The sequence below is a fragment of the Novipirellula caenicola genome, from assembly GCF_039545035.1.
Classification (GTDB): domain Bacteria; phylum Planctomycetota; class Planctomycetia; order Pirellulales; family Pirellulaceae; genus Novipirellula; species Novipirellula caenicola.
In genome coordinates this window covers 718,166-739,209 of record NZ_BAABRO010000002.1, presented here as the reverse complement: position 1 = coordinate 739,209, position 21,044 = coordinate 718,166, and the positions used below count along the sequence as shown (strand labels likewise).

Annotated in this window: 14 protein-coding genes; 9 read left to right on the top strand and 5 right to left on the bottom strand. The window is 55.2% G+C overall.

The window, feature by feature from the left end; all coding sequences use genetic code 11:
* Positions 1–10: 10 nt before the first annotated feature.
* Positions 11–1,510 carry an ABC transporter permease gene (locus tag ABEA92_RS06770; protein ID WP_345683047.1) on the bottom strand — a complete coding sequence of 500 codons (1,500 nt, stop codon included), beginning with the start codon at positions 1,508–1,510 and terminating at the stop codon, positions 11–13.
* A 199-nt stretch (positions 1,511–1,709) separates the two neighbouring features.
* Here ABEA92_RS06770 and ABEA92_RS06765 point away from each other — a divergent pair, with 199 nt between their 5' ends.
* From ABEA92_RS06765 to ABEA92_RS06755, 3 genes are all read left to right on the top strand, one after another.
* Positions 1,710–3,437 carry an ABC1 kinase family protein gene (locus ABEA92_RS06765; RefSeq protein WP_345683046.1) on the top strand — a complete coding sequence of 576 codons (1,728 nt, stop codon included), beginning with the start codon at positions 1,710–1,712 and terminating at the stop codon, positions 3,435–3,437.
* A 79-nt stretch (positions 3,438–3,516) separates the two neighbouring features.
* Positions 3,517–5,841 carry a DUF1592 domain-containing protein gene (locus ABEA92_RS06760; RefSeq protein ID WP_345683045.1) on the top strand — a complete coding sequence of 775 codons (2,325 nt, stop codon included), beginning with the start codon at positions 3,517–3,519 and terminating at the stop codon, positions 5,839–5,841.
* Between the two features lie 59 nt (positions 5,842–5,900).
* Positions 5,901–7,250, top strand: a complete 1,350-nt coding sequence (locus ABEA92_RS06755) for a DUF1552 domain-containing protein (protein ID WP_345683044.1) — start codon at positions 5,901–5,903, stop codon at positions 7,248–7,250.
* 123 nt (positions 7,251–7,373) lie between these two features.
* On the opposite strand, the gene ABEA92_RS06750 is transcribed toward ABEA92_RS06755, so the two are convergent.
* Positions 7,374–8,144: a rhomboid family intramembrane serine protease gene (locus ABEA92_RS06750; RefSeq protein ID WP_345683043.1), complete on the bottom strand. Its 771-nt coding sequence runs from the start codon at positions 8,142–8,144 to the stop codon at positions 7,374–7,376.
* A 79-nt stretch (positions 8,145–8,223) separates the two neighbouring features.
* Between ABEA92_RS06750 and ABEA92_RS06745 the strand changes: the two genes are divergently transcribed.
* From ABEA92_RS06745 to ABEA92_RS06735, 3 genes are all read left to right on the top strand, one after another.
* On the top strand, positions 8,224–10,005 hold the full coding sequence (locus ABEA92_RS06745; protein ID WP_345683042.1) for an SMP-30/gluconolactonase/LRE family protein: 1,782 nt from the start codon (positions 8,224–8,226) through the stop codon (positions 10,003–10,005).
* Between the two features lie 1,996 nt (positions 10,006–12,001).
* On the top strand, positions 12,002–12,484 hold the full coding sequence (locus ABEA92_RS06740; RefSeq protein ID WP_345683041.1) for a hypothetical protein: 483 nt from the start codon (positions 12,002–12,004) through the stop codon (positions 12,482–12,484).
* Positions 12,485–12,521: 37 nt separating this feature from the next.
* Positions 12,522–12,968 carry a response regulator gene (locus tag ABEA92_RS06735; protein WP_345683040.1) on the top strand — a complete coding sequence of 149 codons (447 nt, stop codon included), beginning with the start codon at positions 12,522–12,524 and terminating at the stop codon, positions 12,966–12,968.
* Between the two features lie 21 nt (positions 12,969–12,989).
* Here ABEA92_RS06735 and sdhB read toward each other — a convergent pair whose 3' ends face one another.
* The 3 genes from sdhB to ABEA92_RS06720 form a co-directional block, all read right to left on the bottom strand.
* Entirely contained in the window at positions 12,990–13,844 is an 855-nt protein-coding gene (gene sdhB, locus ABEA92_RS06730; protein ID WP_345683039.1) for a succinate dehydrogenase iron-sulfur subunit, read from the bottom strand.
* 158 nt (positions 13,845–14,002) lie between these two features.
* Complete coding sequence (sdhA, locus tag ABEA92_RS06725; RefSeq protein ID WP_345683038.1) at positions 14,003–15,967, bottom strand: succinate dehydrogenase flavoprotein subunit; 1,965 nt, start codon at positions 15,965–15,967, stop codon at positions 14,003–14,005.
* Between the two features lie 99 nt (positions 15,968–16,066).
* A complete protein-coding gene (locus ABEA92_RS06720; RefSeq protein WP_345683037.1) occupies positions 16,067–16,951 on the bottom strand; it encodes a succinate dehydrogenase cytochrome b558 subunit in 885 nt (294 codons plus the stop codon).
* Between the two features lie 378 nt (positions 16,952–17,329).
* Here ABEA92_RS06720 and ABEA92_RS06715 point away from each other — a divergent pair, with 378 nt between their 5' ends.
* From ABEA92_RS06715 to ABEA92_RS06705, 3 genes are all read left to right on the top strand, one after another.
* Complete coding sequence (locus tag ABEA92_RS06715; RefSeq protein ID WP_345683036.1) at positions 17,330–18,883, top strand: GntP family permease; 1,554 nt, start codon at positions 17,330–17,332, stop codon at positions 18,881–18,883.
* Positions 18,884–18,973: 90 nt separating this feature from the next.
* Entirely contained in the window at positions 18,974–20,107 is a 1,134-nt protein-coding gene (locus ABEA92_RS06710) for a M24 family metallopeptidase (protein WP_345683035.1), read from the top strand.
* A 128-nt stretch (positions 20,108–20,235) separates the two neighbouring features.
* The gene (locus ABEA92_RS06705; RefSeq protein ID WP_345683034.1) at positions 20,236–21,003 is read left to right on the top strand and encodes a hypothetical protein; all 768 of its coding nucleotides are present in this window, start codon (positions 20,236–20,238) and stop codon (positions 21,001–21,003) included.
* The last annotated feature ends 41 nt before the right edge of the window (positions 21,004–21,044 follow it).

The following is a 21,044-nucleotide window of genomic DNA, read 5'->3' as shown; positions in this document are numbered from 1 at the left end:
ACACCACGGTTCATTGGATTCTATCAGATCGGAAGCGGGTCAAGGTGCGAACCAGCGTGATCCCAAGCCCGATGAAGCCTAGATACCACAGCGCCAACGCGGCTTCCTGGTATCGAGCCCCGCTGTGCAGCAATCCAAACAGCCGGGTTCCCACGGTCGACACCCCGGGCGGAGCGACTGGCAACGTGACCGGAACGTCGCCCGATGCGATGATGCCTGCGGCCAGCATGGCAATGACGACGCTTCGCGCCATCAAGGGGCGATCGACCTGCCAGACCCGACGCCCGAGACTCAGGTCCAATCTCGCACTAAGCCATACGCTATCGGCAATGCCGTGGTAACCGGATCGCAGAATCCAATAGGCAATCGTGAGGGCGCGGACCGACATCGCCAACACCGTCGGCAGGATCGTGGTTTCATAGAGAAAGCGAAAACCGGGGATCGGAAACTGAAACGTCTGGACAACCAACATTCCAATCAAGGGACCGGGGATACAGAAAAGCAGGATCGTCAATGCGTCGACAACGGATTCGAAACGGGGGCGTTGGCGACCGACCGCGGCAAGCGGCCAAGCGATCAGCGTGGCGAAGATGCCGGTGCAGATTCCCAATATCGCCGTCCATTGATATTCCGAGGCAAACGTTGTCGGCGCGGCAGCCAATTCGTGCAGCGATCGCGACATCGACCAATAGGCAACCCGTTGCTCGCCATCGACAATCACATCGTGCCCCACTTTGGCTACCAATCCGGCGACTGGTAACACAAACATCACAACGACGCACATGGTCAAAATGACCGCTGCAATGATTTGAACCCCGCGTGACGGGCGGTCGAACAGATTCGGTGTGCTGGGCCATCTGCCATGCTCGCCGCGATAGTCCGTTTGGCGTGTTCGCATGCGACCAAGCAGCACGGTGACTAGCGCGACCGCAAAACCGAGCGGCAGCGCGGTGGTGGTAGCGATCGAAACGAGATCCGGATTGACGGCATACAACAGATAAAATTGGTCGGCAATGGTGCGATAGCTATACAGATTGACGACGGTCATCTCGGTAGCGGCAAGCGACGCGTTCAAAATCGTCGCGGCGAGCACCCAGGGCCACGCCAGCGGCAACTGGATCGTCCACCAACATCGCAGCGACGTGGTATCGATCGACGCGTTTTCGAGAATCGATACGGGGACCCGCGATGTGCCGTGCCATGTGGCGATCGCGACAATCGCGGCACCAAAGACGCTATGGATCCAACCGCAAGCGACCAGACCTGCAAATCCGCCCCACGACTGCGTTGCCGTTTGAGTCAGCGGCAGCCAGCCGAATTTTCCCGCCGTTGCTTCCCAGGCGGCGGCATGCAAAATCATGGGAATCGCGATCGCCGCGATCGCCGCCATCACGAACCCCTTGGCAACAATCTGGCCCGACCGGCCGCAGCGGGCCAGCGTCGACGCCGCCCACGCCGCGGGCACCCCGATGGCGAGCGAACCAACGATTGTGACGGTTATGAGCCGCAAAGTCGATAAAAGCGGTTCCCACCAATCCAAAGACAAGATCTCCTGTTAAACAGCGAATGGTTTTAGAGTGTTTCACATTAGAATGGTGTGAATGTAGCAAAGTCCCCCTAGGCAGTGGGAATGGTTGGCGTTTTGCCACCGCTGCCCCCCGTTTTCCTGCGCATCACTTTCCCTCACCGATCGGCGTTTCGTTTTGTTAATGAAAATCACTGCCATCCCGCAGCTGTACCGCAATTTGAAGCGGTGGCGAGAGATCTTGGCGGTGCTGCGTCGCTATGGTCTGGCCGATTGGCTGAGCCGTTATCAAAGTTTGCCGTTTCGCGATTCGTTCAAGGATTCTAGCGGAGTACCGCTGTCGCAATACTCGAGCGAAGAACGGGTGCGGATGGCGTTGACCGATCTTGGCCCGACCTTTATCAAGCTGGGCCAAATCTTGGCGGCACGACCCGATATCGTCGGTCCGCAGTTGGGGAACGAACTAAAGCGACTGCGCGCGGATGTTCAGCCTGATGCGATCGAAAAAGTGCGTCAGACGCTGACCAAGGAATTGGGCGAACAATACCTTAGCCAATTTCAATTCATCGATCCCAATCCGCTTGCCACCGCGTCGATCGGACAAGTCCATCGCGCAACGCTGAACGATGGTCGCCACGTCGTGATCAAAGTCCAACGCGCCGATATCGAACGCACCGTTCGGCAAGACATGGAAGTGCTTGGCGGTCTTGCCCAGCTCGCCGAACGGGTCGAGGGGTTCGCCGCTTGGGGGCCATGCCAAATGGTGTCCCAGATGTCCACCATGTTGCAGCGTGAATTGGACTTCGGACGCGAACGACAAAACCTCGAGGTATTCGCCGAGATGCTTTCGTCGCAAAGCACCAAGGTGGTGGTTCCAAAGCCCGTCCGCGAACTCTGCACCCGACGCGTGTTGGTGATGGACGAATTGGCTGGCGAGCCACTTTCGAAAGTTTTGTCCGACAGCCATCACGGGGGTGTATTGACGGTCGATGCTACGCTTGATGGTGAGCGGCACCAGCTTTCCGAATCGATCGCCCGCATCTACTTGACGATGATTTTTGATGAGGGGCTATTTCACGCGGATCCTCACCTCGGAAACCTGTTGTTGCTCCGCGACGGGCGGTTGGGGATCCTCGACTTTGGGATGGTCGGCCGCATCGATGAAACGCTTCGCGAAAGCATCGAAGAGATGATGGGCTGTATTGCCACCGGTGACCAGAACCGGTTGACTCGGTTGATTCGCCGTATCGGAGACGCTCCGCCCACGTTGGACGAATCGTTGTTAGCGATTGACGTTGCCGAATTTGTGGGGACGTATGGGCGGCAACATCTAAGCGACTTTGATTTGACCGGTGCGTTAAACGAATTGAGTGACATTTTGCATCGGCATGCAATTCAATTGCCCAGCCAATCGGCGTTGTTGTTGAAGATGTTGATCTCGTTGGAAGGGACGCTACGCGAGTTGGGGGCCGGATTTGACTCGCTCGATATCGTGCACCAATTTGTTCGTAAATCGATGCTGCGACGACTCAGTCCGCGGCGACGAGTGCGTCAAGCAAGACGGATCTATCTCGAAGCCGAGCACTTTTTCGAGGTGGTTCCGGACGAGGTGCTGACGCTGCTGCAGCAAGCACGCCGAGGCGAAATGCGGCTGACGCTGGAACATCAACGGATCGGACCAACAGTCAACCGGATGGTGTTGGGGTTGATGGCAAGCGCGGTGTTCTTGGGATCCTCCCTGCTTTTGGCGATGAAGGTGCCCCCACTGCTGTTCCCCGAGCAATCAGTGTTGGGTATGAAAGAAATGAGCGTTTTCGGTTTGCTGGGGATGATGATGAGTTTTTCAGTGATGATGTGGTTGTTGTTGGCGATCAATCGAAGTGGCCATTTGACTCGCAGCAACGAAGATTGATCGCCACTGTGGCAAAATATTTCTTATAATGGAAACGCCAACCTACCCGCGCTCTCCCCATCCCACCCTGCGAGTACGAATGATCGAGTTCGTTTTCAATACGATCGCGAATCGGCTTCCTATGGCCGGTCGGCGAATCAGTCTGGTCGTGATCGCGGTCTTATCGCTTGCGGTTTCGGTTGACGCCGACGATCCGTCCAATGAAGCGACGTTTCGTGATGACTTGATGCCGCTGTTACGCACGTATTGTTTTGACTGTCACGATTCGGGCAGCGAGTTGTCGTTGGTCGATGACGATTCGGCAGCCAAGATGCAATCGAATCGCAGCTTGTGGAAACGCGTGATCGCGCAAGTCCAACTCGGCAGCATGCCGCCCGAAGATGGTGACGTCATGGACGCGGCAACGCGTCAGCGAATGATCACGCTATTGGACCAGGTCGCAAATGCGGTCAACTGTGTGCAAAATCCCAACGCGGGAAAGGTCGTGCTGCGGCGGCTGAACCGTCAGGAATACCGAAACACGATCCGAGATTTGACGGGAGTGGACTACCAACCGGCTTTCGGATTCCCCGGAGACGATGTGGGGTATGGTTTTGACAATATCGGCGATGTGCTCTCTTTGCCGCCGATCTTGTTAGAAAAATACTTGGACGCCGCCGAGACGATTTCAGGTGAAACCATTCGCACGCCGTTGCCGCCCCGAATCTATGAACTCGATGTGGCCGCGACCGCGTTGGATGGAGCGGACAAGTACAAACGTGGTCACCGGATCAGCATGTCCAGCCACGGTTCGGTGACGCTCGAAGTTGAGGCTCCTTTTACGGGACAGTACACGTTGACGCTTTCCGCAGGTGGAGATCAGGGCGGCGACGAACCGGTGAAAATCAAGGTCGATGACGGCAGGAAAAGCCAAGTCGTCGATATCCCTAGTGAAAAGATGGAGAAGTATGACGTCGAGTTTCGTCTGATCCGCGGCACGCGAAAAATCGAGATCAGCTTTATCAACGATTTTTACGTGGCGGGCAAAATCGATCGCAACTTTCATCTGTATCACGTGCATGTGTCTGCTCAAGAGGAATCGTCGCTGCCGGTTTCCGTCGGTGAGTTGCCGGCGATGCACAAGAAAATCATATTCACGCGGCCGAGCAGTAAGGTTTCGCCCGAGCAAGCGACGGCTCAAGTGTTAGCCCCGTTGGCCAGCCGCGCGTTTCGACGTCCCGCGACCAAGAACGAAGTGTGGCGGTTGGCCGAACTTGCCGCGCAGGTCCGTGCCGACGGAGGCAGTTTTGAAGAATCAATCCAAGTAGCGCTGCAGGCAATTTTGGTGTCGCCGCACTTCTTGTTCAAAGTCGAACGACACGCGGTGCCCGATGCGTCGGGCGAACTGCCGCTGATCAATCAATACGAATTGGCAACCCGCATTTCGTATTTTTTATGGAGCAGCATGCCGGACGACGAGTTGTTGTCGATGGCCCATCAAAACAAACTTCGTGACCGCCGCGAGCTGTTGCGTAAGGTGGGTGACATGATTGTCGATCCTCGTGCGAATCAGTTCATTGAAAACTTTGCTGGACAATGGTTGCAGCTGCGAAACCTCGACGCGGTCAATCCGGATGAACGTCAATTCCCTGAGTTCGACGATGAGATGCGGCACTGGATGCGGCGAGAAACGCTGACCTTTGTCGCTGCGGTGATGCGAGGTAATCTGCCCGTGACCACGCTGCTCGACGGCAAGTTCAGTTACATGAACGAGGATCTGGCAAAATTTTATGGAATCAAAGGCGTCAGCGGATCTCAGTTTCGCAAAGTCTCGCTCGAGGGCACTCCACGCGGCGGTTTGTTGACCCATGCAAGTGTGTTGACGGTGACCAGTAACCCAACGCGAACCAGTCCTGTCAAACGAGGCAAATGGATCTTAGACAATTTGCTGAACACCCCGCCACCGCCAGCGCCCCCAAACGTTCCCGAGTTAGACAAAGGCAAATTGAGCGGCACGCTGCGTGAGCGGATGGAACAGCATCGCGAAAACCCCGCCTGTGCCGCGTGTCACAACATGATGGATCCGCTGGGGTTTGCGCTCGAGAATTTTGATGCGATCGGGCAATGGCGAACTCGCGACGGAGGCGACACGATTGATCCATCGGGAAAATTGCCCGATGGAACTCAGTTCAATGGTGTGGACGATCTTCGCAAACTGCTTTCGAGTCAGCGGAGTGAACAATTTGTTCGCTGTTTGGCTGAGAAGATGCTGATTTATGCGACCGGCCGCGGCACCGAATATTATGATAAATGCGCCATCGACAAGATCGTCCAGGAATTGAAGGACAATCAATACCGGTTCGCTTATCTGATGGTCGCGATCATCCAAAGCGAGCCTTTCCAACGGCAAGGTTCACGCGAATAGCGACCTTGGTTTTTGCAAGCGTACACGTTCCCACCCTACTTAACGAGAAGCGATCCAAAATGTTGAAATCACTTTCGCGACGAACGCTGTTACGCGGCATGGGCGCCTCGATGGCACTTCCGTTATTGGATTCGATGTCATCGACGCGGTTGTTGGCGGCGACATCCAATCCTGCGGACGTCCCGCTCAGGATGGGCTTCTTCTACGTTCCCAACGGGATGCACATGCCGGATTGGAAACCGATCGAAGGAGGCGACAAGTACACGATGACGCCGACGTTGCAGCGGTTGGCCGAACATCGATCGAAATTCAATGTGTTGACAGGTTTGACGCTTGATGGCGCTCGGTCGCATGGTGACGGTGGCGGCGATCATGCGCGCAGCGTCGCTGCGTTTCTAACCGGAGCTCATCCTAAAAAGACTAACGGCGCGGATATCCAAAACGGTGTCTCGGTCGACCAAGTGGCGGCGGAACAGATTGGCGGTCAATCGCGATTCGGTTCGCTCGAACTCGGACTCGAAGCAAGTGCGCAAGCAGGCAATTGCGACAGCGGTTACAGCTGTGCGTACGCATCGAACATGTCGTGGCGAGGTCCGACCAATCCGATGGCCAAAGAAGTGGATCCCGGCGCCGTGTTCGATCGGCTGTTCGCCGGACAAACGACGAAAGAAACTCGCCGAGCGAAAAGCGTTCGTGAGAAGTACCGAAAAAGTGTGCTCGATTTTGTGCTCGAAGATGCCAAGCAACTGCACAAGACACTTCCCGAAATCGATCGACGAAAATTGGACGAATACTTGTACGCCGTCCGTGATGTCGAAAAGCGGTTGGCGGGTGCCGAACGACTGCGTATTTCGGAGGATGGAGTCCCCGACTACCCTCGACCCAGCGGGGTGCCACAAGAGTTAAAGGAGCACTCCGAATTGATGATGGATATGATCACGCTTGCGATTCAAACCGACAGCACACGAATCATTTCGTTCATGTTTACCAATGCCGGCAGCAATCGAAGCTATCCCGACATTGACGTCAAAGAGGGCCATCATGAATTGTCGCATCATGGCAAAAGTGAACACAAGCAGGCACAGATTGCCAAGATCAATCGATACCATATTGATCGATTTGGCTACCTGCTCAAGCGGTTGAGTTCGATCAGCGAAGGCGATGGAACGCTCTTGGACCATTGCATGTTGGTTTACGGCAGCGGGATCAGTGACGGGGATCGGCACAATCACGATGACTTGCCGATTTTGTTGGCCGGCAATGGCAATGGCCGGATTCAAACAGGGCGTCACATCCGCTACGAAAATCACACGCCGCTGTGCAATCTGTATCTATGGATGCTGCAAGAGATGGGCGTCAAGGCGGACAAGTTTGGCGACAGCAACGGTGTGCTGAAGAATCTCGGCTAACGCATCGTTATCGTAGATGAAATCGAGGCAAACCAAGGTAGCGAAACTCGCCACGAGTTTTGTTCGTCGCATTGATTTCGCCAATGCCTTTTTTCGACGACTCGCGAATCTCGTAGGCAGGAATCAGAACCGTCGCTCGGTGACCGCTTCGTGTCCAAGCGGCGTTCGTCCGATCGCGACCGCTGATAGCGCCCCAGCGGCAAATCCACCGATATGGGCCCACCATGCAACGCCGGTTGCCGCACCACCGGCCACCGCGCTGATGCCGCTGTACGTTTGCAGCGCGAACCATATTCCCAAGAACAAGGGGGCCGGCACCACGATCACGTAAAAGATGATGATCAACGGGATCAACGCTTGGACTTTGGCATGTGGATACAGCCATGCGTAGGCCCCCATCACCCCCGCGATCGCACCGCTTGCGCCAATCGTCGGCATCGGGCTAGCAGGATCGGTAATGAAATGGGACAGCGACGCTGCGATCCCCGTACCGAGATACATCAACGCGTAACCGAAGTGCCCCAACCGGTCTTCGACGTTGTCGCCAAAGATGTACAGAAACCACATGTTGCCAAGAAAGTGCATCCAACCGCCATGCAGAAACATGCAAGTAAGCAACGTCATCCATGCCGGAATCGGCGACGGCGCTAGTTCGCGGGTGATCGTACGGACTTCGATCCCAAACGGAGTTTGGATGCCGACGCGTTCGCTGATCACGGGATCGACATCAGCGTTGGACAATCGCGCGGGCACCATGCCATAGCGTTCGGCGATTCGGCCGCCACGGCCCTCGGACACCAATTGGGCCATAAACGAAGCTGTGCATAACACAATGATCAGGTAATTGATCACGGGTATCGTGCGGCTCGGTATGCTGTCGCGTAGTGGTATCATCGCTTTTGATTATCATGGGATGTCAAGCAAAGACAACCCTCCCTCCATCTCCCTCCAACAACTTGCCAAGGAACCACACATGCGAAAAACAGTGGTCGCTTTCCCAGGCCCCATTCTAGGGCGAATTCTGTTTCTGGTTCTGCTGATTGCGGCAACCCCCGCGCTAGCTGCCGAGTCGTATCCGCTACACCCCGACTCGCAAACCCAACCCGGCGTTCCCGAAGGCCGTGTCGAGTCGTATCGCTTCACAAGCAGTCGGGTGTTCCCCGGAACCGAGCGTGACTATTTCGTCTACGTTCCCGCTCAATACGATGCCGACAAGCCTGCGGCGTTGATGGTGTTTCAAGACGGTGGTGGGTACTTCAAGCGGAATGGGAATTGGCGAGTGCCGGTCGTGTTTGACAACTTGATTCACAAAGGCGACATGCCCGTTACGATCGCGGTGATGGTCAACCCCGGTATCGTGCCGGGCGGTGATGACGCGCAGTCGCGTTTCAATCGCAGTTACGAATACGACAGCGTCAGCGATCGCTACGCCACGTTTTTAATTGACGAATTGTTGCCGGTCGTCAAGCAAAAATACAACATCACGGACGATCCAAATTTGAGGGGGATCGGCGGCAGCAGCAGCGGCGCGATTGCCGCATTTGGAGTTGCATGGCATCGACCCGATCAATTCCGCCGCGTCTTCAGCACGGTTGGGACGTACGTGGGATTGCGTGGCGGTAACGAGTATCCAACGCTCGTTCGCAAGACCGAACCGAAGCCGCTTCGTGTCTTTTTACAAGACGGTCGCAACGATCTCGACATCTACGGCGGCAGTTGGTGGAACGCCAATCAAACCATGCTCTCGGCGCTGCAGTGGGCCGGGTATCAAGTCAAGAACCAGTGGGGTGACGGAGGTCACAATGGCAAGCACGGTGCGGCGATCATGCCGGATGCGTTGCGTTGGCTTTGGCAAGACGTTGACAAGCCGATCGAGGTCAACATCGGCGAGCATCCCGAATTAAAAGATCGTTTGATTCCCGGCGAGACATGGGAACTGGTGAGCCAGGGGCATCGCTATACCGAAGGCCCCGCGGTTGCGCCCGATGGTAGCGTCTATTTCGTTGACGGCCCGGCCGGAGAGATATGGAAGGTCAACGCCGATGGCAAAGGTGCCTCGAAATTCGTCGATGGCATCAGCGGAGTCAGCGGGTTGATGTTCGATGCCAAAGGCAACTTGTACGCGGCGCGAAACGGCGAGCGAAAGATCTCGCGGATTGCACCCGATGGAACGCAAACCGTGATTGCATCAGACGTCGGCTGCAACGACCTTGTCGTGCTTGACGATGGAATCTATTTCACGGACCCCTTGAAGCCTGCGGTTTGGTACCTGCCTCACGGCGGCAAGCCGGCCGTGGTCGCCGGCGGCAAGTCAGACGCGATACCCGGCAAGCCCAACGGCATTGCCGTGACGCCCGATAAACGTTTCTTAGTGGTGGTCGATGCGGTGGGCCGTTACGTGTGGTCGTACCGGATCGAGCAACCCGGAAAATTGTCATTTGGTCAGCCGTACTACTACGTTCACCAACCCCAGGATGAGTTGAATACCGGAGCCGATGGCGTCACGATGGCCAAAGACGGTTCACTATTGGTTGCATCATCGCTTGGGGTGCAAGTGTTTGATCAACCGGGACGTGTGCATGTCATCATCGACCGGCCGCATTCGCAAGGCCGTTTGTCCAATTGCGTGTTCGCGGGACCGGATGCAAAGACGCTGTACGTGACATGTGGCACACGGGTATTTCGCCGCAAGACACAGATCGAAGGGTTTGCGCCGTGGCAAGATTCAGTCGTGCCAGCGAAGCCGCGATTGTAGAGTGAGACGCCGGTAGAGAGACGTCGCGGCAAAAAAAAACGCGAGCTGGCATTGCGTCGTGCGCCGCCAGCTTCGCGATTTACTATTCGACGTTCGGGTCGGTTGGTGATCCTTCGCCAATCGATCGTGCGTCTGTCGTGTTGAATAACAATGAAGCCGTAAACGATTTCGATTCAACGCAACGAAACAGTAAAAAAATGGGAGCGACATCCATGTACATGAGTTGTGGGCGACTCATTTCGCAATCGATCCATCAGTGGAAGCTCCCAATTGCTTGTCGTTAGGTTCCTTCTTAACGATTTGCGATACCCTGATTCATTCGGGGTACGTAGTTATCTGAGTTGGATTTCGAAGTAAGGGGTGATTCAAACACATCAACGCAACGCTAAGTCCTTCGCTTTGTTTGATGGTTCTAGGCAACCCTGCTAGTGATTAGTTGTGGTCGATAAGGGGTGATCCGAGTGACAAGTATACTTAGATCATTCTGACGCTGCATCAAGAGCTGTCGGACAAATTGTTTAAGAAAAGTCATGTGCAAGCAACTCTTAATCGTCGTGTTGATCAGTGATGTTAAGTCAACGTTCAGATCGAGCGTGAATGTGGCGACACTCGCTCGCCATGTCAACAACAATCCGGAAAGAGTTTTGAAGAGACACCGCTGATGATGACGAAAGTTCCGCAAAATACACGTGTTGATCACACAAACTTTTTTTTGGATTGTATGCTCTACAGAGTTCGCTTGATCCGTGGGACGAAGTGCATTCAAAACCGAACTGCATGTGTTGACATGACGACCCTGGGTGCAGTCATGCTTTGATGACAAAGATTCGCGATCAGCGTTACTTAGAACATGAAAGCTAGCAGCGCGAGCGTGTCGTTTTTTATCAATCATGATTGTGTTTATTCGGCCGTGAATCCGAGTGCGGTTCGTCAGCGTGTCAAACAACGATGGCAATGGTTGTGGCGGCATGGTCGTCACCTCACGATCCTGCGGCGTCACTAAAGCATAGCGTCATTAAATTGGGTTTTGTTGATGGTGAAATTTTTTTTCGTGAATGCCAACCCAAGCAGCAAGCCACTCGCTATAAATGTGTCCGCGGTGCTATATCTGTCGTTCATCAACGGTTCTTTGGTTGGTGATACTGTGCGGTCATGCAAGTACGGTCATGCAAGTGCGGTGATGCGACAGGGAAGTCGGTTGATCGTGAGTGCGTCGGTCGCCGCTAAGCCCGACGTGTGTCTGTTGTTTGTCGGTCGGTTGATCTACCCTCTGGTCTGCTTGTAAGTGGCTTCCGTCAACACACTGCATCGCAACATTGTGCATCACATGACGTGTACCCCACGCGAGGTTTGTCGTTACATGTTTTGTAACAAAGATGGGTTGCGATGGAGGTGCGGATATCCGCAAACTGACTGGCTTTTTTGGGCCTGCGAAACACCTTCAGGCACAGCAAGCAAACGTTCCGCACGTAGTGATCCAGCAGTTCACACCGACCCATTTACAGGCGACGGCGCCGCATTGACGCCGCGAGCGACTGCAACGGCGAAGTCCTTGGTTGCGATTCTGTGCAGCGGAGCGTGTCGACTGTCCGCGTTTCATCGCAACACACTCGCGATCGCTTGGTTCGCATCCGAATCCGCGGTCCGTAGGTTCGTCTTCCTCGCGTCCAAGCGAGTCTAATCAGCCAGTCCCCGATCGCCATAAAGCGTCGCGATCAAAACGATGTTGCCTGAGGGGTCACGGCTGCCACTTGCGAGGGGTTTTGCGGCGTTGGTTCGGCGAAACAGGGGATTTTTGTGCATTCCGTTCTGTCGGGGGGAGGGAGGAAAGTTGCCCCGGGTGAGCCGAAAGTCGCGAAATGCTTGACCCTGCTCTTCGCGGGCGGTTAAAATTTACGAAGCGGCAATGCGGGAACACGTTTCTTCTGCTCCGTGTCATACCTGCACCTATTCTCACCCTATGCCGTCGCGTTGTTCACATTCACGGAGGCTTTCCATGGCTACAGTCGTATCGACCGTCAGTTCAGCGAAGAAGACGCTCGTGGTCAATTCCGCTTTTCTTCAGGAGATTAAAGAGAGTCATCCTGAATTTTGGCATACGCTTCACCATGTGCGTCAAATTTGTGAAGACGTGGAACAGCCTTCCCATGTCACGCGAGATTTAGTTCGGTTGTTGAATGAGCTTCGAGATAAGATGGCTCTGCAGTTTGCCCTTGAAGAGGCCTACGGGTATATCGAAGTCGCACCCGAGTTTAGTTCGTGTAAAGTGAATGCGGCCGAAAAAATAATGGCCCAGCATTGTTCCCTGTACTTACAATTAAGCGAATTGATCGAGAAAGCCGAAGAGCTTCAGTATCGAGGTGCGATTGCGGCTTGTGTCCAAGAGCTGGTTGATCAAACTCAGGCGTTTGACGCAAAATTGCAAGAGCACGAGCAAGCCGAGAATGGATTGATCGAGAATTCGCATCACGCGGGTTGAACCCGTTTCACAAGATTAAATATTGGAGCTTTTTTCCATGCATTCAGGCTCACGTTTCAAGCCGATGGAGATCTTGTTGGTCGAGGATGGCCTAATGGATGCACGTGTTACGATTCATTCACTTCGCCGTAGCCAGGTTCATCACCGATTGACGTTGGTGCGGTGTGTCAGCGAAGCGATCAAATTTTTGCGACAAGAAGGGGTCTTCGCACGTGCACCAAGACCGGATCTGCTGTTGCTCGATCTCAATCTACCCGACGGCTCGGGAATCGATGTGATCGAGTTGTTGCAAAACAGCGACGTCAACACCGACGCGCTGACCACGGTGGTTTTGACGGCGAACGAAGATGAGTGCATTCGCCAGCGATGCAATGCCCTTGGTGTCCACGATTACATTCGCAAACCGGTGCATGAGGACGAGTTCATGCGTGTGGTGCGTGATCACAAGCGATTGATGGTCCACTCGACGCCAGTGCTGGCGTAACGCAGACGCGGCGATCGCGGGTTATTTTTCAAACCACTTGCGGATCGCGTACAGCGTGGTGGCACGGCCTGTTCTGGCAATCGACGTGGTCAGCGGAATTTCTTTCGGGCATACCGCCACGCAGTTCTGAGCATTGCCACAGACCTGGATCCCGCCTGGTCCGGTGAGCGCTTCAAGGCGTTCATCGGCAAGCGTTTTTCCGGTGGGGTGGTTGTTGAATAGCATCGCTTGCGAGATCGCATGCGGGCCGACAAAGCTCTCGTCGAATTCGGCATCCTTGCGTGCTTGGTAGGCTTCGTCCGATTCCCCCTCTTTCCGTTCCGGTTCCACCTTCAAAAATTGCGGGCAAGCTTCCAAACAGCAACCGCAGCTCATGCATTGGCTCAGTGGATAGTTTCGTTCTTGGTCTTCGCGTGATACCCGTTCGCCGGGGCCCATGTCGTAATAGCCGTCCACCGGCACCCAAGCCTTGACTCGCGACAAGTTGTGGAACAGACGTTCTCGGTCGACTTGCAGGTCACGGATGACCGGAAACTTGCTCATCGGTTCGAGCACAAGTTCGTCACCGTTTTCCGCCAGCAGGCGATCCACCAACGCACTGCAGCTTTGTCGTACACGGCCATTGATGACCATCGTGCATGCGCCGCAAACCTCTTCGAGGCATCCGCAATCCCACGCGACTGGATTGACCTTTTTGCCGTCGGACGTCTTGGCCTGAGCAGCGATCCGCTGCAACACGCTGATCACGTTCAATTCGGGTTCGTACTTGATCTTGTGAAGTTCCCAGTAGGGTTCTTTCCCCGGAGCGTCTTGGCGACGAACGCGAACGTTGATGAACTCGGGACGTTTCTTCAAATTGGGTTCGAGGGCATTCATCCGTCGATCCTAACAATGGCAAAAATGGTGAATTCGAATTTCAGTGAGACAATAATATTCTAGCTTGGCAATCAAGTCATGCAGGTTCGCGGTGACGCCGATCCTGACTCGCGTTTCCACGCGATCGAGCGGTCAATTGCACGTTGCGTGCGGTGTGGTTACTGGGCGACCGCGGCTTTGGCTCGCTCGTTCCAAACCTTTTCGATCTCTTCGGCGCCAACCAAACCGTACAGCCGTGGTCGCGGCGGAATCAGTGAGGTGTCGACGTCTTCGTAGACGATGTCGGGCATCTTGGTGTTTGCATTCCACGATGCCACTGTCGACTTCAGGTACTTGCGGTTGTTTTCTTCAAACGCATCACACCAAGCCTCGGCTTGCTGACGTCGCTCGACGGGATCATCCGATGTTAGGGACGGTTTTTGGAAGTCGGGTTTGTAGTGGGCTCCGCGGCATTCGTCACGCTGCAACGCACCTTTCAAGATTGTTTTCGCAAGCGGGAACATGTCTTGAAGTGCTTTGGCAAAGATCACGTTCTGGTTGGTCCAGCTGCCGGTGTCCGATAGATTCACTCGCATGGCACGCTCGTGTAGCGTTTGGATCTTTTCGATCGCATCGGCGAGTTGGTCGTTGCGGCGAACCACCGTCGCGACGCGTGTCATCAAATCGCCCAATTCTTGATGAATTAGGTACGGGTTTTCATCGCTGCCGGGGTTGCCGTTTAGCAAATCTTGGTGTCGTTTCTTCTGAGCATCGACTGCCGCATCGATCACCGCCGCAGGCACGTCGTTGCCGCCGCTGGTTTGGCTGTTGGCGTAGTTCAAAATCGATGGGCCGGTGAACAAGCCGGTGAAGATGCATGACAGAAGCGAGTTGGCACCGAGCCGGTTTGCGCCATGGTAGTGGTAATCACACTCACCAATCGCGTACAAGCCAGGGATGTTGGTCATGTGATTCTGCGGTGCACCGGGTTCGAGCCCGCCGTTGTCGCTCTTGACATAATCGGCCCACAATCCGCCCATGCTGTAGTGGACGGCGGGGAAGATTCGCATCGGTTCGTCGCGAGGGTCGACGCCTTGGAATTTTTCGTAGATCTCTAAGATGCCACCGAGTTTACGGTCAAGTTCCGAGCGTTCGATGTGGGTCAGGTCGAGGTAGACGCACATCTTGTCGGGGTCAACGCTCAAACCATCATTGACACAGATGTCAAAGATTTCGCGGGTCGCAATGTCACGCGGAACAAGGTTGCCGTATTCAGGATAGCGTTCTTCGAGGAAGTAGTAACGCTCGTTTTCAGGAATCTGTTTTGGTTCGCGAGGATCTTGTGGTTTTCGCGGAACCCACACCCGTCCTCCTTCACCACGCGCCGATTCGCTCATCAATCGCAGTTTGTCACTGCCTGGGATGGCGGTGGGGTGAACTTGGATGAATTCGCCGTTCGCATACTTGGCACCTGCTTGGAAACATCGGCTTGCGGCGCTGCCGGTACAGAAGACGCTCATCGTGCTGCGGCCGTAGACCAATCCGCAGCCACCGGTCGCGACGACGACCGCATCGGCTGGGAACGCTTTGATTTCCATTGAAACCATGTCTTGCGCGACCGCGCCGCGGCAGCGTCCGTCATCGTCTTTGATCGGAGCAAGGAAATCCCAAAACTCATACTTCTTGACCATGCCGTCGTTTTCGGCGCGACGCACTTGTTCGTCCAACGCGTACAGCAACTGTTGACCCGTGGTTGCACCCGCGAACGCGGTTCGCTTGTAAAGCGTGCCACCGAAACGCCGACGATCGATAAAACCTTCGCCCGTACGGTTAAACGGGACGCCAAGACGGTCCATCAAATCGATGACTTTCGGAGCCCAATAGGCCATCTCTTTGACAGGCGGTTGGTGATTCAAAAAGTCACCGCCGTAGACGGTGTCATCCAAGTGTTTCCACTCGTCATCGCCAAGTTGCCGAGTCGCGTCGTTGCAGCTGTTGATGCCGCCTTGCGCACACACACTATGCGAGCGTTTCACCGGAGTCAGGCTGAGCAAATCAACCTTTACCCCCAGCTCCGTCAACTTCATGGTGGCTGCGAGTCCGGCAAGTCCACCACCAATTACGACAACACGATGCTCAGACATAATTCAAATCAAACAGTTTTTTGTGGAAGTTGCTTAAGGGGTCTTGCGACGCCAACTTGGATGGGGATGGTCAAGTTGCGTCATCGAGGATTGGGGCGATTATTGAACGGAATCCGTCTCGCTTGCGTCGGCGTCCGCCGTGGGGGATGATGTCTCGGGCGTCAACGAAGCTTCGGTCGCCGGTTCTTCATAGCGTTTTTCGGGAATATCCGAGATCACGCCCGACTCGAGGTTTGCCTCGTACATGCGGTTTTCGATCTCACGGTATCGAACCGCGTCTTCGGGGCTTGGTGCCACTGCGGCCCACCATGCGCTCAAAGCAATAACCGTAAGAACGGCACCAAACACCACCGAAACTTTTGATGCTCGCTTCTGTGCAGCGGGTGTGATCCACAGACCCCAGGTGATGCCCGCGGTCCATAGCCCGTTTGCCAAGTGATAGACGCAGCACATCACGCCAACGAGGTAAAACGCAGGCCACACAAACCCGCCCCATTGGTTCATCGATTCAACCAGGGTGCTGGCGGCGTTGTAAGGCTTGAATGCGGCAAACTGCAGCGGGCGGATGACTTCCAAATAGGGGCCAAAGTGGAACCAGCCATGCAAATGCAAAATGTGAAAGAACAAATACACTAACGCGACAATCCCGGTGTATCGCTGCCATGCATAACGGCGGTTGCCAGTAAAACGATAGTGGCCAGTGTTCAGTTTGGCGTTTTTTGCGATCCACACGCCAAGAATGCCGTGGAACAACAGTGGAATAAAAATTCCAACCCATTCGATGAGCGGCAACGCCTTGCCTGCGCTGTGGATCATATAGACCGCACGCTGAAAGCTTTCAGGGCTGTTCATCAGGCTGGCGTTGGTCGTCAAGTGAATGACCATGTACAGCCCGAGAGGCACGATCCCAATCAAGGAATGGAATCGGCGAATCGCGAACTCGTGCCGAAGATAGAACGATGGGTTGGTAGTCAAGTTAGCCACGTCGGTCGTCTTGCTTTGCATGTGAAAGAGGTTAGGCCGCAACAAGTGCGATTTGACGGATTATTGCAGCATTCCGTCTCTGCTTGACAAATATCGTAGCCGCTTCGCAACGACCTGCCACGTAATGGTAGGATGGGCACGCTTGCTCGTCCTATAAGGGTGAGCAAATGGGCTCACCCCACATGGCAACTCATTTTTCGGTCGGTTTGCTAAAGCGTCGGACGACGCTGGCAAGCGACGGCGGCACGCGGTTGCATGTCGGGTGTTCTGCGGCTTTTTGTACTGGAATTCCAGTAGCCGTGTCAATTTAAGGCGATACGGCACCGTCGCCAAGGACAGCATCATCCCAGGAAGTCGATATTGGACACAATGCCACACATGTTTGGTCAATTATTTGCGCATTCGGGCACCGCGATCGCAAACATCACCGCTTCAGCAATAGACGTCTGCGAGCCGATTTCCGCCCAGGCTTCCGGATGGAACACTGGAATCGATGTTTGGTGGGTGGTCGCCTTTTCGGTGGTGGTCGTCTTGGTGGCCATTCTGGTGTTTCGTCTTCACGCTTTCCTCACCTTGTTGTTGGCCGGTTTGTTGGTGGCGAGTTTGTCGAGCCACGCCAGTTTGGATCGTTATGCCCAAACGCAACTTGCCAGTGGTAAAATGACCGCAAAAGCAGCGGAATCATTCACAGCCCAGTCGCCACAATCTCGTTTGGCGACGGCGTTTGGCGAGACGGCAGGCAAGATTGGGATCCTGATCGCATTGGCCAGCATCATTGGTCAATGTCTGCTTGAATCGGGCGCAGCATCGCGAATCGTGGATTCGATTCTCAGTATGACAGGCCAACGGCGAGCGGCCGAGGCGATCGCGGCCAGCTCGTTTGTGATCGGGATACCCGTTTATTTTGATACGGTCTTCTATCTGATGGTCCCGCTCGCACGGTCGCTTCGCCGCAAACTTGGCAAAGACTACGTGCTTTTTCTGATGGCGATTATGGCGGGCGGATCGATCGCACATTCGTTGGTGCCGCCCACGCCGGGGCCACTGCAAGTCGCTGAGATTATCGGGGTCGATATCGCAACGATGATGATTGCCGGGCTTGCGATTGGCGGTTGCAGCAGCGTGTTCTCGTTGATGGCGGCCCGTATCATCAATCATCTCGTGGATGTCCCGCTGCGATCGATCGACCAGGGGGATTCCGACGCCTCTGAGGATGAACTCTCAAACGTTGATCGCGAAACACCACGCCCCTCATTGATCGCGTCGGTGTTGCCGATCGTTGTTCCGGTAGCGATGATTGGCATCGGATCGGTGGGTGGCTATTTCAGCGAAGCCGGCTGGATCGAATCCGCTGGGGTTGCTCGGTCGCTTGAGTTCCTGGGCGATAAAAATATCGCGATCGCGGTGGGGGCGGCGTTGGCGATGTCGCTGATTCGGTATTGTCCCGATGGACAACGAAAATCACTCGTGAATCGTTCGTTGAGCTCTGCTGGGAATATTATCTTGATCACCGCAGCCGGCGGTGCCTTCGGAGCGATGCTGTATCAAGCCGGAATCGCACAAGCGGTCGCGGAGTTGGCGGGCGATGTGCCTGGGCTGCTGTTGCTGCCGCTCGCGTTTCTTGTCACCACGTCGATTCGCACGCTGCAGGGATCGGCGACCATTGCCATGATCACGGCCGCAGGAGTATTGCAAGGGTTTGCAAATTCCGATTCGCTGCCGTTTCATCCGGTCTATTTGGCGATGGCCATTGGTGCCGGAAGCAAGCCGATTTCGTGGATGACCGACAGCGGGTTTTGGGTGATCACCCGCATGAGTGGGATGACTGAATCCGAGGGACTTCGCGTGATCTCGCCGATGTCGGCAGCGATGGGGATTTCGGCATTGTTTTTTACAATCCTGTTCGCCTATTGCTTTCCGGGCATTAGCTAGCGATCAGATAAATTGTTAGCCTAGAGGTTGCTCCCCAGCTCATCTAAGTTTTCAGTTCCTGCTTCTCGCTCCTTTAACGTTTCTTTGATTATGAATGCTTCCGTTCTTGCTGGCTTTCCCAATAAAAATCCGTCTCTGTACCGACGAATTCATGTGCCATTGGGTGACCCCGCTGCCTGGGTCGACTTGGGGGGGCACACGATTGCCCTGGTCCGCGATCTTGAAATGGATCGAGTCCGCAAACACAGTGGAGTTGATCATGTGACCTGCCCCGCCGAGCACGAGCCCCCGCTTGGGTTGAGTGCGGACCGCGAAACCGCAACCGCGCAAGCGCTGGTTCAAGTGTTGCGATCCAAACGCGTTGAACGCGTCAGGGCAGACCGTTCGTTGCCATTCATTTTTGCCTGGCATCTGCAGCAGGCCGAAATTGAATTAGAGTACGACGAAGATCTCGGTGTGCTCGATCGACGGGTGAAATCGGACCAGGAAATCGAATACCTTCGCAAAGCTCAAGCGGTCACCGAAGAGGTGATGCGAATGATGTGCGAGCGAATCGCCAACGCGAGCGTCAATGCGCAGGGCCAGCTCTACCATGGCGGCGAAGTGTTGACCAGCGAATCGATCCGAAGCCTTGCAGCGCTCGAGTTCATGAAGCGTGGCTTCAGCATGTCGCACGGTGCGATCGTGGCATCGGCACCCGAAGTTGCCGATTGTCATCACAGCGGAACCGGGCCGCTTTTGACCGAGCAGCCGATTATCGTCGACCTGTACCCGCGTGATGAAACAACCTATTACAACGGGGATTGCACGCGGACCGTGGTCAACGGTCAAGTGTCGGAAACCGTCGCGGCAATGCACAATGCGGTCGTCCTCGCTCGAGTCAATTCCGCGAAATTGTTGGTTGCCGGCAATTCCGCGAACGACGTCAATCAAGCAGCTGAAGACGTGTTGAAGCAGCACGGCTACAAGCTTTCACGCGGCAAGATCACGGACGAAGCGAGCATCCAGCATGGTTTGGGGCACGGCATCGGGCTGGATGTTCACGAGCCCATTCTGCTTGACCACGGCGGAGGCGAATTGCTCGAGGGTGAGGTGTTCACGATCGAACCAGGTCTATACGGTCGCAAAGTCGGCGGCGTCCGAGTGGAGGACATGTTGGTTGTCACCGAAGGCCAACCGGAGTGCTTGAACCAGTTGCCCTATGGGCTTGATTGGACGACCTGATTCACTCGCCGTTTTCGGCGTGCAAAACCTTGTGACGTAAAAAATTTGACCTAGCGAGCTCGGGTGGGTATCCTTTGCTTCTCGCGGCAGGGGACGCCTGTTTGCGGTTCGCTCTCAGGTGAAATGTTATGTCGCAATTTGCGTGTCCTGCGTGTCGTCGTGTGCTGAAGTCCAAGCCCGAATTGGCGGGAAAGCAAGTCAAATGCACTTGTGGGCAACAATTTCGCGTCCCCAGCGTCGGCGGATCCGCGGGCGCTGGATCGGGTGCGATTCGTAACGTAGCCGCGACCAACGGTAAATTGACGCAATCGTTCGGGTGCGGCAAACGCTTGGCGGCTCCGCTGTCAGCGCGTGGCAAATCGGTTCGTTGTCCCTGCGGCCAAGTCAACAAGGTGCCGCTCGGGGACGCTCACGCGGGCTCGGTTGCCGTCGCCGCCCCGGTGGTGGCGACTTCTCCGGCACCGACTTCCCCAGCGCCGACTTCTTTGGCCGCGGCTGCCAGCAATGACTGGTTGGACGATCTGCCGGTCCATCCGGCTGCGGCTTTTTCATCGGCCTCAGGCATGGCGATGCAGGCTCATGCGAACCCATACGCCAGTCCAGCTGCAGTGCACCCGGGATCTTATGCATCTCAAACTCCGGCCAGCGCGACCGCCAATTCGCACCTTGCCGAGGCGCAGCGGCAGATTGCCAAAGATCGCCGAAACGGAAGTAGCGGCGACCGCGGTGGCAGCTCGTTTTTTAGCGGCGGTACGATGGGCGGGCTGTTGATGATGATCATCGCGTTGGTCTGGTTTTTTGGTGGGCTCGCCGCAGGCGTGATCTTCTTTTACCCACCTGTCTTGTTTGTGCTGGGCTTTATCGCGTTAATCAAAGCCGCGATGGGCGATGATTGATTTGCGATGATTGACCTGTCTGTAGGGCAGTCATTCAGTAA